Source organism: Methylovorus sp. MM2, assembly GCF_001648895.1.
In the GTDB taxonomy this organism is placed as follows: domain Bacteria; phylum Pseudomonadota; class Gammaproteobacteria; order Burkholderiales; family Methylophilaceae; genus MM1.
Genome location: NZ_LXUF01000001.1, coordinates 1168193 through 1181565 on the forward strand (window position 1 = coordinate 1168193; position 13373 = coordinate 1181565).

The following is a 13373-nucleotide window of genomic DNA, read 5'->3' on the forward strand; positions in this document are numbered from 1 at the left end:
GGTTGTAGATATTATTATCGTTTTCAATTTGCCTAGCCTAATCTACTTCCATGCGATATTACATGCAGAGTAAACAAGCGGCAATTTACAATTGATTTACATTGTGACAATCACGATAACGGCGATGGATTTTATACGGTCAAAATACTTTGGATGGGAGGTTAGAGCGCAATAGCCGCTTGAACTGAAGTCAGGGCATCCTGCAAAGATTCTTCTGTCAGGTTGTTGATACTTGCTGAAAGTAATTCAGCAGCCTCAATAGCGCCTTTAGGTAAATCGTGGCTATCAATCTCTGCAATCAGGCCAGCAGCAGCGCCAGTCACTTTAAGTAAAGCGTGGCGTTCTTTCATTAAAAGCTCTATTTCAGAACGTAACATGTTGATTTCCTGCTGATTGATCGTGCTATGCATAATTCGGTTTCCGTAACGCTTTATTGATAATGAATGGAGTACATCATGCTATCTGAAAAGGGGGTGTGTCAATCCGTTAATGATATTTGTCTTAAACAAGTAGTTTTCTCTAATCATAGAGTGCGCTACAATAGCGTTCTTGTCTAAACAAGCAAGGTCATTAACTTAGAAATTAAGTTTGCTTTGTGTATAAGCGCATGATGAAAATCATGCAGCAGATACCGAAAGTTAAATGTAAAATAAACCAGAATAATTCGTTAAGTCTGGCAAGTTTCTAAAGTGGGGATGTGGCGGAATTGGTAGACGCACTGGATTTAGGTTCCAGCGCCGCAAGGTGTGAGAGTTCGAGTCTCTCCGTCCCCACCAACCTTTGTAGTTAGCTCTGTGTCGTATTTGAGACAAAAGATAGGGATAAACACCCACTACAGGAGAGAATCATAGTGTTAATACTTTAAGTGTTACTTAAGGTGTTACCTAAGGTTTAACCCAAAGTAGTAAGTTTATTTTAGCCTCTTCAGGTTCAACCCTGTAGGGGCTTTCTTTTGTCTGTATCTATAACATAGGGAATAGTTGTAATGAACTTACATGAACGACAATTAGAATTAGAGGCTAACGCAGTTGGCTTAGGGATTGATAGATATAGAAAGGGATTAGAAGCACAAGGGGAAGCTCAGAAGACACCGGGTATGAAGCTCATAAGGGAAGCTATAGTCCCACTGGCAGATGCTATTAAGGCATTCGCTGAAGAAGCTAACTCAGGTCGTCCGGGCAGAGATATAGGTAGGGCTAAGTTCTTGACTCAGTTTCCACCACAGACAGTAGCGTACCTCACTGCTAAGGTGTGTATCAATGCTGTGAGTGCAAAGGGGCAAGAGAAGCCTGTACAAGGTGCTGCAATGACGATAGCTACCATGCTTGAGGACACTCTTAACTTCGACTTGATTAAAGAGAAAGAACCTAAGGTTTACTCTCGGTTACTCAATAAGATTAAGAATGGTTCAGGCAATGGTCACTATCAGCACGTCATAATGCGTAATGCTCAGAACAAAGCTAAGATTGATACGATCAAGTGGGGACGTTCAGAGAAGCTAGCATTAGGACTACACCTCATACGTCTTTTGGAGCAGGTCACAGGGTACATCGTCCTGACTCGTGCTACAGAAGGGCGTAATGACACGCCTATATACATCCTGCCTACACCACACATTCAGGAATGGCTAGAGAAGTCCCACGCTAAGTGCGAGCTGCTCAATCCAGTCAACATGCCTATGGTTGTGCCTCCTAGAGAATGGCAGCAGCCATACAATGGTGGCTACATGACTCGTGCCTTAAGCTATCCTTTGGTACGTGCTAGGAATCGTAACTTTATTGAAGAGCTGAAGAACTGGGATATGCCTAAGGTCTACAAGGCTATCAACGCTTTGCAGAACACTGGATGGAGAATCAATAAGGCTGTTCACTCAGTGATGACTGAGGTATGGGCTAGTGGTGGTATGTTGGGTGGTCTCCCACCAAGGGATGACTTACCTCTTCCAGCTCAATCCTATACCGACCCTGAAGCTAACCCTGAGGCACACCGTGAGTGGAAACGTAAGGCCGCTGAAGTGTATAACGCTAATCAGCAGCTACGTGGTAAGCGTAGGGTCATGGGTCATAAGCTGCGAATCGCTGATGAGTTCTCCCAGTATGACGTTATGTACTTCCCTCATGTAATGGATTGGCGAGGCCGTGTGTACCCAGTAGCAGCGTATCTTAATCCTCAGTCAGATGATTCAGGTAAGGCACTACTACAGTTCTCTGAAGGTAAAGCCTTAGGTGACAACGGAGCATTCTGGTTAGCTGTTCATGGTGCTAACTGCGCTGGTGTTGATAAGGTGAGCTTTGAGGATAGGGTACAGTGGGTTGAAGAACACCACACCGAGATCATAGACAGTGCTTTATCACCTCTCGATGGTCAACGCTTTTGGGCTGAACAGGATAGTCCTTACCAATTCCTAGCGTTTTGCTTTGAGTGGTTAGGGTACTCACTTCAGGGTTCTAACTATGTATCTCATATCTCAGTGTCTTGGGATGGGTCATGCAATGGTCTTCAGAACTTCTCAGCCATGCTTAAGGATGAAGTAGGGGGTAAAGCTACCAACCTTATCCCTAGTGATACACCTTCAGACATATATGCTGAGGTTGCAAGGGCAGCTACGCTTATCGTTGAGGGCTTTGCCTTAAACAAAGTAGAAGAGGCCGTACACTGGCGCGGAAAGATTACTAGAGGTATTGCTAAACGCCCAACCATGACCTTACCTTATGGTGCAGGTCGATATGGATTTAGTGACCAGATTATTGCAGAGCTGGACAAACTAAACGAGGGCAAGTCAGAGCCGTACCTTCAAGGTGATGACTTCCGCAATGCTACCTTCCTAGCTGGTGTCATGGAGGATGCTATTGGTAACGTGGTAGTGAAGGCTAAGGAAGCTATGGATTGGCTGAAGGAAGTAGCCAAGATTGCAGCTAAGGGTGGCCTACCTATTCACTGGACTACACCTAGTGGATTCCTTGTCGCTCAAGACTATCGTAAGCAGATTGGGAATCGTGTTGACACTGTTATTTGCGGTGTCCGCACTAAGCTCATGCTACAGGTGGAGAGTGATGAGCTTGACTCCCGTAAGCAAGCACAAGGTATCGCTCCTAACTTCGTTCACTCATTAGATGCCTCTCACTTGGTACTAACGATTGATCGCTGTGTGGATGATGGTATCACCAGCCTAGCAATGATTCATGATTCGTATGGTACCCATGCTGCTGATGCAGAGCGCCTCTCAGTTAACTTAAGGGAGGCATTCATAGACCAATACTCCGGTGATGTATTAGCTGGATTCATTGAGAACCTCAGGACACAACTACCACCCGAACTTATGGATGAGCTACCTAAACCGCCGACCTCCGGCACTCTGGACTTAGAAGGCGTAAGAGACAGTAAGTATTTCTTTGCCTAAATGTATTCCCTAAGTAATTAAATTCCCTTGAATAACAAGGACTTTTCAGCAGGAGGGGGATAAACCCCCACTGTTGGAATAAGAACCGTAAACCTCAAAGCACAAGGAGACCTGTTGCCGAAATTGAATACCGACAAACTGAACTCAACTGCGGCACATGCTGTAGCTGTAGCAGCGTTCAGAACAATCGACTCCCTTCAAGACCTTTCTAGGGAAATGCAAGTAAACGCCATAGCCGTACTCTTCAAGCTGTTATCTGAGGAGTACGGCCTTTCTATTTCTAGCCTCTTATCACGAGCTGACTTAATCATCAAAGACGCGGACAAGTATTACCACGCCGAGGTGAAAGCTCTTAGGGACTACATTCGATTGGAACTTAAATAATGTACTCAACTAAATCAAGACACCCTCTAATTCAAAGCCTATTACATATCGTCGCACTTTTGGCGGTCGGTTCAGTTGTCCCTTCAGGAAACCAGAAGCCTGAGTATCTCCGTAACGTTGGTAAGAACAAACAGTTACCAGATCACCGAGCTTATGAGCGTAACAAGTACGCACCTTGGGGACGTGGCGTAGCTGGTGGAAAGGCGGTGGCAGCATGAACTACCGTGACCACCTAGTAATGAGAGCGCGTTCCTTTTGGGGCAACGATGAGCAGCTACCGCTTGAGTTGTTCGCTGAAATGAACGCTGAAGGTATCGACATTGATGCTGAAGAAAATAAGTTTTACAACACTAACGCCGACTAAGGACATTCCACATGGCTGAAGATTCAAAACCAAAGCGCGAACGCTTACTGTCCCCTAAGGGTTCAGCAGTATATCCACGCTTAACTGTACCAGATACAAAATACAACAAGGATGGCGAGTACAACACTGGCCTCCTGTTATCCATTGATGATGCTTCAGACTTAATGGCAGACCTTGACGCTCGTGTCGATGCTGCCTTTGCTAAAGCTATCGCTGACAACAAGGGTAAGACCTTCAAGATCGTTAAGGGTAAGAAGACAGATATTGTCCGCAACTCTCCTTACGTTATTGAACTGGATGAGGACGGTAACGAGACAGGTAATGTCCGTTTCAACTTCACCATGAAGGCTACGTTCATTGACCCTAAGACAAAGGAAGTGCTGCAACGTAAGCCTACACTTGTCGATGGTAAAGGTAACGTAATCAAGGGTCGCGTCAATGTGTACGGTGGTTCAATCATCAAGGTTAACTACACACCGTCTGCATACGATTCAAACTTCGGTGTTGGCGTGAAGCTGTACCTCAATGCTGCTCAGATTATCAAGTTAGTTACAGGCGGTGGTTCTAACCACGGCTTCGGCGCTGATGAAGATGCTGAGTACGAGTATGAAGCTCCTGACAATGATTCAGGTTTCGGTAACGAGTCTAGTGCCGAAGCTCCTGATGAAGACGAGGAAGACGATCAGTTCTAAAAAGTTTGGTATCCGTAGTCGAGCAATCGCTGAAGGGTACCGCTCAGGACTAGAAGAAACCACAGGACAAGACCTCACTCTTCGCGGAGTGGGGTACACCTATGAAGAGCTAGTCATTGAGTACACCAAGCCTGAGTCTAAACATAAATACACACCTGATTTTGTCCTGTTACATAACGGCATCATCGTTGAAACCAAAGGTCGTTTCCTTTCGGAAGACCGTAAGAAACACATCCTAGTTAAACAACAACATCCACACCTCGACATTCGATTCGTATTCAGTAGCTCCAAGACCAAGATAAGCAAGACTTCTAAGACTTCTTATGCCATGTGGTGTGAGTCTAAGGGCTTCCTTTATGCGGACAAAAAGATACCTGAGGCGTGGCTCCAAGAGAAAGGTAAGTCATGACTTTAAAGGTCAAGAAGACAGCCAAAGGAAATGTAAAGATTACCTTAAGCATCACAGACGCTCTCCGTCTAAGAGAGCTTGTGAATATCAGCCATTTCATACCGCCACATCGGTACTGCAATAACGTGGCATCAATGACTGAAGTTGAACAGGTGTCTGACACACTCCATAGCAAGCTGAGTTTGATTTTGTAATGGCATCTAAGCCCCTCACTCCTGAGGCGGTGAAGTACCTCGCAGTACATTGTTCCGCAACTCAAACCAAAACAGATTTAACAGCAGCAGACATTGATGTGATGCACCGTAAGCGTGGGTTCCTAAAGATTGGATACCACTTCGTTATACGGCGTAACGGTACAGTCGAAAAGGGACGTGACCTGACGGAAGTTGGAGCGCACGTTGAGGGGTACAACTCACAGTCATTAGGTATTTGCCTAGTGGGTGGCGTAGATAAAGACCTTAAACCTGAGAACAACTTTACACCAGCACAATTCAATGCTCTGTCCGCTTTGCTCAAAGACCTCTCTCTGAAATTCCCTAAGGCTACCGTCCAAGGACACAGAGATTTTCCAAACGTAAAGAAAGACTGCCCTTGCTTCGACGTGAAGCCTTGGTGGTTAAAACATAAGGACTAAACAAACAAATGAATCCAACAACAAAGCAGGTGTTCGACGTAGGTAGCATTGTGGTAGCACTTGGAGGTGCTAACTATGGCAGCTACAAAGAAGGTGAAATGGGTGTAGTAACTGATATCGACCATCGTCCTTATCCTAAAATCCAATTCAAGACTTGGCATGGCTGGCCTATGGTTGGCAACGTTCGTCTTGCCACTCCAGAAGAAGTTGTCTTATTCCTAGAAGCCAAACTTAAAGATGCTCAAGCATGGGTAGCTAAAGCTAAGTGTATTCAACCTGAAGAGATTTTTGCAGGTGCTATCTTTAATTTCTACGGTGAAGATAGAGTGATCGTAGGTAGCTTAGGTAAGGGCTATCTAAGTTTGTGCCGCTCATCTTGCAATTTTGGCGGTGGTACAGTCTTTAAAAGCGCAGAAGAAATGGCAGATTACGCTAATTCGGCGGGGTATGAGCGCTCTGACAAAACACTTAAGGACTTCCTATGAGACTAAACCCTTTCGCTCTTAACGTCACAGGCGTAATGGCTTCCTTCCAGAAGACCGTTGACCGCCTCGATAAGATTGCTAACAAGCAAACTAAAGAGATCATTGTATTGGCAGCAGTTGGCGATAAGGTTAACTCCATTGCTATCACACTGTACTCCTTCATTGATCGTGCGGCTGAGTATCTCTACAACTTAGTAGTAGATGCTGAAGACGCTATCGAAGACTACATTGATGACAAGATCGCTGAAGCTGATAACGAAGCCCAAGCTGCTGAAATGTTATCCGAGAAGTTGAAAGAATCTTTCGGCCTCAAATAACCCTAGGCTAATACCCTCGCTAAGTTAAGACCCGCCTCGTGCGGGTTTTTCTTTTATACAACTACTACCTTTTTAGGAGAGTGTAAGCATGACAAACACAAACAAATTATCACCTCAGGTTCAAACCTTATTAACACACCTTCAGAAACACGGAAGTATCTCTAGTGCTGAAGCTGATACCGTTTACAAGATGCGCTCATTGCCTCGTCGTATCTGCGACTTGAAAGATGCAGGGTATGCAATCTCCCGTGAGCTTAAGAAAGACCCTACAGGTCAACGCTATGCGCGTTACACGTTGGTAGGTAGTCCAGCCCATGAAGCTAAACTTGTAGCCGAACCACAGCAGACACTACCCCTAGCAACTGAAGTAGTACCCCCAGTGTTACGTGTAGGTGCAACTATTCGTGTGACTGACCCCGTAGCTATGGAAGAGTACGAATCAGGAGATCAAGGAACGGTCGTTGAAGTTGACTCTGACGGTGCCGTATATGCAACCTTTGATACGATTGAAGGTAGGCACTTCCTGTTGTCCTTCGAGTTTGAGGTGATTGCTTAATGGTCGTACTCAATACCACTATGCGTCTAGCCTTTGCCCGTATCCCAGTGCCAGCTTTAGTAGCTCCCTTGGGTGATCGTATCATCCGTAGCCTTACCAAAGGTTCCGGTCAGTACAAACCTAAACGCTGCTGGAATGCTAGCCTTAGCTACCGTACCCACCAGAAGCTAGTACACACAGGGTTCATGCCACAATCTTAATGGCTGAATCTGATGCAGAGTACATAGCCAAAGAGCCTTGTCCTAAATGCAGCAGCAGTGACGCTCTCGCCCGTTATGCGGATGGGGGCGCACATTGCTTTAGTATGGGCTGTGGCTACCATGAGTTTCCTGATGGCAAACAATCAGAAGTAACCCTAGATAAATCCGAAGCCAAGGCTAAGGGTCTCATTAGGGATGGAGAATATAAACCTCTCCTGAAGCGTGGCATCACGTTAGAAACAGTTAAGAAGTGGGGCTATGAAACAGGTACCTTCAATGGTCGGCCTGTCCAGATAGCTAACTACGTTAAAGGCAATGCCCGTATAGCTCAGAAGGTACGCTTCCCGGATAAGGACTTCACGTTCTTAGGTGATGGGAAAACCTCAGGCCTCTATGGTCAACACCTATGGCGTGACGGTGGTAAGAAAATCGTAATCACTGAAGGTGAGATTGATGCACTTACTGTCTCCCAATTACAAAGCAACAAGTGGCCTGTAGTTTCTCTACCTAAGGGAGCGCAGGGTGCTAAGAAGTCACTCTCTCAAGAACTCCAATGGCTTGAGCAATACGAAGAGATCATACTGATGTTCGACAATGACGAACCCGGTAATCTTGCAGTAGAAGAGTGCGCCCCGTTATTCACTCCCGGTAAATGTAAGGTAGCTAGGCTTCCCCTCAAGGATGCCAACGAAATGCTACTGGCTAACCGAGGGTCTGAAGTAGTACAAGCGATATGGGATGCTAGGGTCTATCGGCCTGAAGCTGTCTTGTCTGTCATGGACGTATTCGATGTAGCAATCAAGGCTCCTGAAATGGGATTGCCTTGGCCTTGGGCTACACTCACTGCACTAACCTTTGGTATTCAACGAAGGACAGCCTATTACTTGGGCGCTGGTGTCGGTATAGGTAAGACCAACTGGGCGCAGGAACTACAGTCATGGCTAGTGAATAAACTAGGACTAGCTGTAGGTGTGTTCATGTTGGAGCAACCCTTAGGCCGTACCCTCAAAGGTATTGCAGGTAAGTTCACAGGCAAGGCTTTCCATAGGCCTGACGGTGATTGGTCTCAAGCTGAACTCACAGCAGCTATCCAAGACTTAGACAATAAGGTGTACCTCTACAATCATCCCACCAGCGGAACCGATTGGGACTCCATTAAGGCAGCTATCAGATACATGGTAGTCAGTTGTGGGGTCAAGGATATTTTCCTAGACAACCTCACAGTAATGGTTGCACACCTTCCGTCCTCTGAAGCTAACGATGAAGTAAATCGTATCGCTAAAGAAATGGCCGGACTTCTACAAGAGTTGGACTTCACACTGTACGGCTTCTCGCATCTTAATCCACCAGCTACAGGCGCAAGCCATGAGCGTGGCGGTAAGGTACTTGAGTCTCAGTTCACAGGTTCGCGAGGGCTTATGCGCTTCGGTCACTACATGTTTGGTATCGAGCGTAACAAAGACCCTGAGCTACCTGAGGATGAACGCAATGTGTCCACATTCGTATTACTTAAAGACCGCGAGTATGGAAACGTAGGCCGCTTTGAAATTACATACAACCCTAAGACTGATAAGTACCTAGAGCCTGAGCTGTTCGGGGACTCATCGTCTGATACTGAAGAGGAAATGTTCTGATTGGAATTTAAGGCATGGCCTAAAACACCAAGGCTTTCTAACGAAAGATACTGGGTGACAGAAAAGATTGACGGTACCAATGCTTGTATCGTAATTCAAGACGGTGAGTTTGCCTGTCAGTCTCGTAACAAATTTATAACTCCTGAAGATGACAACTACGGATTCGCTCGATGGGCTTACGCACACAAGGATGAGTTGCTGAAGTTAGGAGAAGGTTATCACTACGGAGAATGGTGGGGTAATGGTATTCAACGAGGCTATGATAAGGCTGGTAAACATTTCAGCTTATTCGATGTAGTCCGCTGGAATCCTGACAACCCTAACCGTCCTGATTGTGTAAGTGTGGTGCCGCTACTTGGTAACTTCTCTCCAGTAGATTTAGATGAGGTACTTCAGGACTTATCCACTAACGGTTCTAAAGCAGCTCCGGGATTCATGCGTGTTGAAGGTGTTGTCGTATTTAGTCAACTCACCCGCCAGCGCTACAAGGTAATCCTAGACAAGTAATTCTCCATAGTAATCTCCCCTCAAGCCTCATGCCGGAACAACTCTGGTGTGGGGCTTTCTTTTTGTAAAGGAATCACCTCTCTGGAAGTCCTACTGTTCGATACCGAAACCAACGGATACCTAGAACAAAGCACTGAACTACATTGCTTGGTAATCAAGAATGTAAATACAAAGGAGACAGTAAGGTACAACGATCAGCCGGGAGGTATTCCACTAGCGGTCGGCCTTAAGCGTTTAGAAGACGCTGAGATAATCATAGCCCATAACGCTATTGAGTTTGATGTACCTGTACTCCGTAAGCTGTACCCCAATATTAAGATAGACGACAAACGTGTCCTAGATACGTTAGTCATGGCTCGACTAATCTACCCTGACACCTATGACAAAGACCAGAAGCTAGTCCTAGCAGGTAAGTTAGATAAAGCCCTAGTTAAACGACACTCATTGAAAGCATGGGGTCAACGACTAGGCGAACACAAGGCTGACTATGACGGTGGTTTCGAGAGTTGGAACCTTCCGATGGAAGACTATTGTGAGCAAGACGTTCACACCTTAGGTGTCCTATATCTACACCTCCTGACGAAACAATGCAGCCCTAGCGCCTTACGCCTTGAACATGATGTTAGATGGATTATCACTCGACAAGAGAAGTTCGGTTTCCCATTCAATGTAGTTAAAGCAGCGGCACTATACGTCAAGCTATCCAAACGAAAGATAGAACTTGAAGGCGCATGTAAGGAAGTCTTTAAGCCTTTCTATGTGCGTGACGGTAAGACCTCTGAAGGTAAGGGCAGTCGCCGCACCCAAGTAGAAGAGCTAGGTCTTGACTATAAGCGTCCTCTTTACGAAGGCAAGGGTAAAGAGAAGAAGCAAGTAGGGTACTACTACAAGACTATGGACTACACCGATGGTGTCCCATATACCAAAGTTAAGCTCTTAGAATTTAATCCGGGATCCCGTGACCACATTGCTAACCGTCTGACTAAGTTATTCGGGTGGCAACCTAAAGAGTTCACCAATAGTGGGAAGCCTGAGATCAACGAAACTGTACTTGAAAGTCTCGTATATCCCCAAGCCAAAGTCCTACAGGAATACTTCTTAGTCGATAAGCGAATCTCTCAGTTAGCTGAGGGTAATCAAGCGTGGCTGAAGAAAGAGAAGGACGGAAGGCTGTACTGCCGCCTTAACACCATGGGCGCTGTCACTTCCCGAATGACACACTCCGAGCCGAACCTTGCTCAAGTACCTGCTGTTAAGAAGAACAAGAATGGTGAAGTCCTTTGGGGTGATGAAGGTTTGTATGGCGCTGATTGCCGCGAACTCTTTGAAGCTCCTAAAGGAATGGTCATGGTTGGGGCTGATGCCTCAGGCCTAGAGCTTCGAGCCTTAGCAGGATACATGGCTAAGTGGGATGGTGGTAAGTACATCATCACTGTATGCGAAGGGCGCAATGAAGACGGTACTGATATTCATACCGTTAACCAGAAAGCCTTAGGCATTGACAGTCGTGATACCGCTAAGACATTCATCTATGCGTTCCTCTATGGAGCTGGTGACGAAAAGATAGGTGTCACCTTATACAACTCCAAGGGTACCAAAGCTAGGCGGCAGGGTAGGGAAGCGAAGGATAACTTCACTAACCGTATTCCAGCTATCGGCAAACTCATTCAGGCTGTTCAGAAAGCAGCTAAGAAGAAGGGCTGGATTAAAGGTCTCGATGAGAGAGCTATACCTATCCGCTCTGCTCACGCTGCACTCAACACTCTCCTGCAATCCGCAGGGGCAATCATTATGAAGCGAGCCTTAGTAATACTCGATGACTCACTGAAGGTCTGGTGGGTACCGGGTGTTGACTATGAGTTCATGGCAAACATCCATGATGAATGGCAGATAGCTTGTATTCCTGAGATCGCTGATGAAGTTGGTCGCCTAGCTGTTCAAGCCATTAAAGAATCAGGTGAGTTCTATGACTTCAAGTGTCCCCTTACAGGTGAATACAAAGTCGGTACCAACTGGAAAGAAACTCACTAATGAAATGCAGCAGTAAAGAAGTGGAAGTAATCGCTAGAGCTTGGGAGGGAGGGTTCACCCTTCAGTCCAACTTCTACCGTGACAACGCAGTAACAGTAGCCCTTTGTGCAAGCGAAGGGTTCATCACCACAAAGACTTCTAAGGGTGGCTTCGGGAATATCTGGAGGCCTACCCCTAAGGGTCTCCATGAAGTATTCACTAAAACCAAACACCTGAAGGAATAACGATGACAACACCACGTAAACATGCGCGTCTAATTAAGGCTTGGGCTGACGGAGCCGAGATTCAGTATAGAAATAACATAGGCTCTGATTGGACAGACATATCGGCTCCTAATTTTCTTGATGACTTTGAGTACCGTATCAAGCCTAACCACACGGTGCTATACACGAGAGTTACTGGGTTTGCTGAAGTACCTTCAAGCCGCACTAGGCCGGGTCTTAAAAGTTGGGGTATCCGAAGCGGGAGAGCCTATGAGTTTAGCGACATCTCCGACAATCTTAAGCTGACTTTCAATGCCGACACTCACAAGTTGATAGCTGCCGAAGTCCTCATCTAATGAATCAAAACGATAAGTACGTAGCTGAGTATGCCGAAGGGTTTGCTCAGGGAATCGTATTCACTTTCATTATGGCTGTAGCAATTACTGGCCTAACACTTTTATTAGCACGAGGTACTTTATGAGTTTCGTTGAAGACACCAAAGAGCAGGTTAAAGCGTGGCAAGGTTTGATCGGGATTGCTGTAGCAAGTCTAGCCTTCTTGGTTATGACGCAATGCAACCACCCATTGCCAGCACCTACAGCTACACCACAAATCGCCATAGTTAATCCTGAGGTTAAACATGCCAAAACAATTGACGTACCACTTACCACCCCTAATAGAACGATCAAGGCTTATAGCTCCGAGGCCAAGGCAAATATCGCACTACCAAAGGATGTACTTGATGATGCTGCAAAATCCGTCACAAGCTCCAGTATTCTTAGCAGCTCGGAGTCTAGGCAAGTCGTCACTTCAGTATTGGATACTCAAACTGGAACAACAACGGCTTATGTATCAAGTGCAGCAGACCCTTGGTTCGCTACTGAAACCAGAGGGCAGTTCACAATCGACTACGGATTCAAACGCGGAACTCAAGGACTTGGGGTTAGCCCAGTTGGAAGAGCGAATTATCGCCTCGACCTTATACAAACCAAACGTATTCACTGGGGCTTATCCGCTTCAGCGTACACAGATGGTGATGCCTTCGTGGGAGTAGGAGGTAGCTACCGTTGGTAGAGGATATTTTAGGTAACGAACTTAAAGCGGGGGATACCTTCGCTTACTCCTTACCCCTCTACAACACAGCCATTGTGGTACGTGTCTACAAGCTACTGGAGATCACTGATACAGGTCGATTGAAAGCCGAGTGTATTCACACGCCATTGAACAGTGACAGAGCCTTAGGGTTTATCACTTCATTCCATGCCGACCAAGCAAAACTTAAAGCAGTGAAGCTATGGTTAACCTTTGAAGGAGACAAGAAGTGAGCTTTCCAGTACCGGATTTAGAAAACATTAAGCATGATCTTGATTCTATCCCGCCTTACGAATACACACCTGATGTGTTTATCCAGACGATCATAGGCGCAGTAACCTTAGCTGCCATTATTGGTCTCGTAGCTTGGGCGTGGCTAGCTCCTTTAGTCCTAGGTTTTACGGTAGCTGCTATTGGGGTTTCGTACCTAGTAGGGCGCATGGTGTGTTCTATTCACTGAATTAG

General features: G+C 46.0%; 21 protein-coding genes and 1 tRNA gene. 21 read left to right on the forward strand and 1 reads right to left on the reverse strand.

The genetic code is table 11. From position 1 onward, the window contains the following. Positions 1–161 precede the first annotated feature (161 nt). Positions 162–410, reverse strand: coding sequence for a hypothetical protein (locus A7981_RS05520; protein WP_067265126.1), 249 nt, complete (start codon positions 408–410; stop codon positions 162–164). Between the two features lie 281 nt (positions 411–691). Between A7981_RS05520 and A7981_RS05525 the strand changes: the two genes are divergently transcribed. From A7981_RS05525 to A7981_RS05620, 21 genes are all read left to right on the forward strand, one after another. Further along, a tRNA-Leu gene (locus A7981_RS05525) sits at positions 692–776 on the forward strand. Between the two features lie 209 nt (positions 777–985). Beyond that, the gene (locus tag A7981_RS05530; RefSeq protein ID WP_067265129.1) at positions 986–3400 is read left to right on the forward strand and encodes a DNA-directed RNA polymerase; all 2415 of its coding nucleotides are present in this window, start codon (positions 986–988) and stop codon (positions 3398–3400) included. Positions 3401–3514: 114 nt separating this feature from the next. Further along, the gene (locus tag A7981_RS05535) at positions 3515–3784 is read left to right on the forward strand and encodes a hypothetical protein (RefSeq protein WP_067265132.1); all 270 of its coding nucleotides are present in this window, start codon (positions 3515–3517) and stop codon (positions 3782–3784) included. Further along, positions 3784–4002, forward strand: coding sequence for a hypothetical protein (locus A7981_RS05540; protein WP_067265134.1), 219 nt, complete (start codon positions 3784–3786; stop codon positions 4000–4002). The genes A7981_RS05535 and A7981_RS05540 overlap by 1 nt, the downstream gene beginning before the upstream one ends. Further along, complete coding sequence (locus tag A7981_RS12060; protein WP_165595540.1) at positions 3999–4148, forward strand: hypothetical protein; 150 nt, start codon at positions 3999–4001, stop codon at positions 4146–4148. Before A7981_RS05540 ends, A7981_RS12060 begins: the two co-directional genes overlap by 4 nt. Positions 4149–4159: 11 nt before the next feature. Beyond that, on the forward strand, positions 4160–4840 hold the full coding sequence (locus A7981_RS05545; RefSeq protein WP_067265138.1) for an ssDNA-binding protein: 681 nt from the start codon (positions 4160–4162) through the stop codon (positions 4838–4840). After that, complete coding sequence (locus A7981_RS05550; protein WP_067265141.1) at positions 4812–5249, forward strand: endodeoxyribonuclease; 438 nt, start codon at positions 4812–4814, stop codon at positions 5247–5249. Before A7981_RS05545 ends, A7981_RS05550 begins: the two co-directional genes overlap by 29 nt. Continuing rightward, positions 5246–5443 carry a hypothetical protein gene (locus A7981_RS05555; RefSeq protein WP_067265143.1) on the forward strand — a complete coding sequence of 66 codons (198 nt, stop codon included), beginning with the start codon at positions 5246–5248 and terminating at the stop codon, positions 5441–5443. The genes A7981_RS05550 and A7981_RS05555 overlap by 4 nt, the downstream gene beginning before the upstream one ends. After that, entirely contained in the window at positions 5443–5883 is a 441-nt protein-coding gene (locus A7981_RS05560) for an N-acetylmuramoyl-L-alanine amidase (RefSeq protein ID WP_067265145.1), read from the forward strand. The genes A7981_RS05555 and A7981_RS05560 overlap by 1 nt, the downstream gene beginning before the upstream one ends. A gap of 8 nt (positions 5884–5891) precedes the next feature. Then, on the forward strand, positions 5892–6368 hold the full coding sequence (locus A7981_RS05565) for a hypothetical protein (RefSeq protein WP_067265147.1): 477 nt from the start codon (positions 5892–5894) through the stop codon (positions 6366–6368). After that, complete coding sequence (locus tag A7981_RS05570; RefSeq protein ID WP_131800939.1) at positions 6365–6685, forward strand: hypothetical protein; 321 nt, start codon at positions 6365–6367, stop codon at positions 6683–6685. The genes A7981_RS05565 and A7981_RS05570 overlap by 4 nt, the downstream gene beginning before the upstream one ends. A gap of 88 nt (positions 6686–6773) precedes the next feature. After that, on the forward strand, positions 6774–7241 hold the full coding sequence (locus A7981_RS05575) for a helix-turn-helix domain-containing protein (RefSeq protein ID WP_067265153.1): 468 nt from the start codon (positions 6774–6776) through the stop codon (positions 7239–7241). Beyond that, entirely contained in the window at positions 7241–7441 is a 201-nt protein-coding gene (locus tag A7981_RS05580; protein ID WP_067265156.1) for a hypothetical protein, read from the forward strand. The genes A7981_RS05575 and A7981_RS05580 overlap by 1 nt, the downstream gene beginning before the upstream one ends. After that, positions 7441–9075, forward strand: coding sequence for a toprim domain-containing protein (locus A7981_RS05585; RefSeq protein ID WP_082889215.1), 1635 nt, complete (start codon positions 7441–7443; stop codon positions 9073–9075). The genes A7981_RS05580 and A7981_RS05585 overlap by 1 nt, the downstream gene beginning before the upstream one ends. After that, a complete protein-coding gene (locus tag A7981_RS05590; protein ID WP_067265159.1) occupies positions 9076–9582 on the forward strand; it encodes an RNA ligase family protein in 507 nt (168 codons plus the stop codon). A 147-nt stretch (positions 9583–9729) separates the two neighbouring features. Continuing rightward, positions 9730–11613, forward strand: a complete 1884-nt coding sequence (locus A7981_RS05595; protein WP_165595541.1) for a DNA polymerase — start codon at positions 9730–9732, stop codon at positions 11611–11613. Continuing rightward, positions 11613–11837, forward strand: a complete 225-nt coding sequence (locus tag A7981_RS12065) for a hypothetical protein (protein ID WP_067265162.1) — start codon at positions 11613–11615, stop codon at positions 11835–11837. Before A7981_RS05595 ends, A7981_RS12065 begins: the two co-directional genes overlap by 1 nt. A gap of 2 nt (positions 11838–11839) precedes the next feature. After that, a complete protein-coding gene (locus tag A7981_RS05605) occupies positions 11840–12172 on the forward strand; it encodes a hypothetical protein (protein ID WP_067265164.1) in 333 nt (110 codons plus the stop codon). A 121-nt stretch (positions 12173–12293) separates the two neighbouring features. Then, positions 12294–12890 (forward strand): hypothetical protein, encoded by a 597-nt coding sequence (locus A7981_RS05610; protein WP_067265168.1) that lies wholly within the window; start codon positions 12294–12296, stop codon positions 12888–12890. Then, a complete protein-coding gene (locus A7981_RS05615) occupies positions 12884–13141 on the forward strand; it encodes a hypothetical protein (protein WP_067265171.1) in 258 nt (85 codons plus the stop codon). The genes A7981_RS05610 and A7981_RS05615 overlap by 7 nt, the downstream gene beginning before the upstream one ends. Next, positions 13138–13368, forward strand: coding sequence for a hypothetical protein (locus tag A7981_RS05620; RefSeq protein ID WP_067265173.1), 231 nt, complete (start codon positions 13138–13140; stop codon positions 13366–13368). Before A7981_RS05615 ends, A7981_RS05620 begins: the two co-directional genes overlap by 4 nt. Positions 13369–13373: the final 5 nt, after the last annotated feature.

Excerpts from the sequence above, each read along its gene's own strand:
- A7981_RS05610 (WP_067265168.1), top strand. The coding sequence starts at position 12,294 with ATGAGTTTCGTTGAAGACACCAAAGAGCAGGTTAAAGCGTGGCAAGGT.
- A7981_RS05555 (WP_067265143.1), top strand. The coding sequence starts at position 5,246 with ATGACTTTAAAGGTCAAGAAGACAGCCAAAGGAAATGTAAAGATTACC.
- A7981_RS05565 (WP_067265147.1), top strand. The coding sequence starts at position 5,892 with ATGAATCCAACAACAAAGCAGGTGTTCGACGTAGGTAGCATTGTGGTA.
- A7981_RS05605 (WP_067265164.1), top strand. The coding sequence starts at position 11,840 with ATGACAACACCACGTAAACATGCGCGTCTAATTAAGGCTTGGGCTGAC.
- A7981_RS05530 (WP_067265129.1), top strand. The coding sequence starts at position 986 with ATGAACTTACATGAACGACAATTAGAATTAGAGGCTAACGCAGTTGGC.
- A7981_RS05585 (WP_082889215.1), top strand. The coding sequence starts at position 7,441 with ATGGCTGAATCTGATGCAGAGTACATAGCCAAAGAGCCTTGTCCTAAA.
- A7981_RS05560 (WP_067265145.1), top strand. The coding sequence starts at position 5,443 with ATGGCATCTAAGCCCCTCACTCCTGAGGCGGTGAAGTACCTCGCAGTA.
- A7981_RS05545 (WP_067265138.1), top strand. The coding sequence starts at position 4,160 with ATGGCTGAAGATTCAAAACCAAAGCGCGAACGCTTACTGTCCCCTAAG.
- A7981_RS12060 (WP_165595540.1), top strand. The coding sequence starts at position 3,999 with ATGAACTACCGTGACCACCTAGTAATGAGAGCGCGTTCCTTTTGGGGC.
- A7981_RS05520 (WP_067265126.1), bottom strand. The coding sequence starts at position 410 with ATGCATAGCACGATCAATCAGCAGGAAATCAACATGTTACGTTCTGAA.
- A7981_RS05580 (WP_067265156.1), top strand. The coding sequence starts at position 7,241 with ATGGTCGTACTCAATACCACTATGCGTCTAGCCTTTGCCCGTATCCCA.
- A7981_RS05570 (WP_131800939.1), top strand. The coding sequence starts at position 6,365 with ATGAGACTAAACCCTTTCGCTCTTAACGTCACAGGCGTAATGGCTTCC.
- A7981_RS05550 (WP_067265141.1), top strand. The coding sequence starts at position 4,812 with ATGAAGACGAGGAAGACGATCAGTTCTAAAAAGTTTGGTATCCGTAGT.
- A7981_RS05540 (WP_067265134.1), top strand. The coding sequence starts at position 3,784 with ATGTACTCAACTAAATCAAGACACCCTCTAATTCAAAGCCTATTACAT.
- A7981_RS12065 (WP_067265162.1), top strand. The coding sequence starts at position 11,613 with ATGAAATGCAGCAGTAAAGAAGTGGAAGTAATCGCTAGAGCTTGGGAG.
- A7981_RS05575 (WP_067265153.1), top strand. The coding sequence starts at position 6,774 with ATGACAAACACAAACAAATTATCACCTCAGGTTCAAACCTTATTAACA.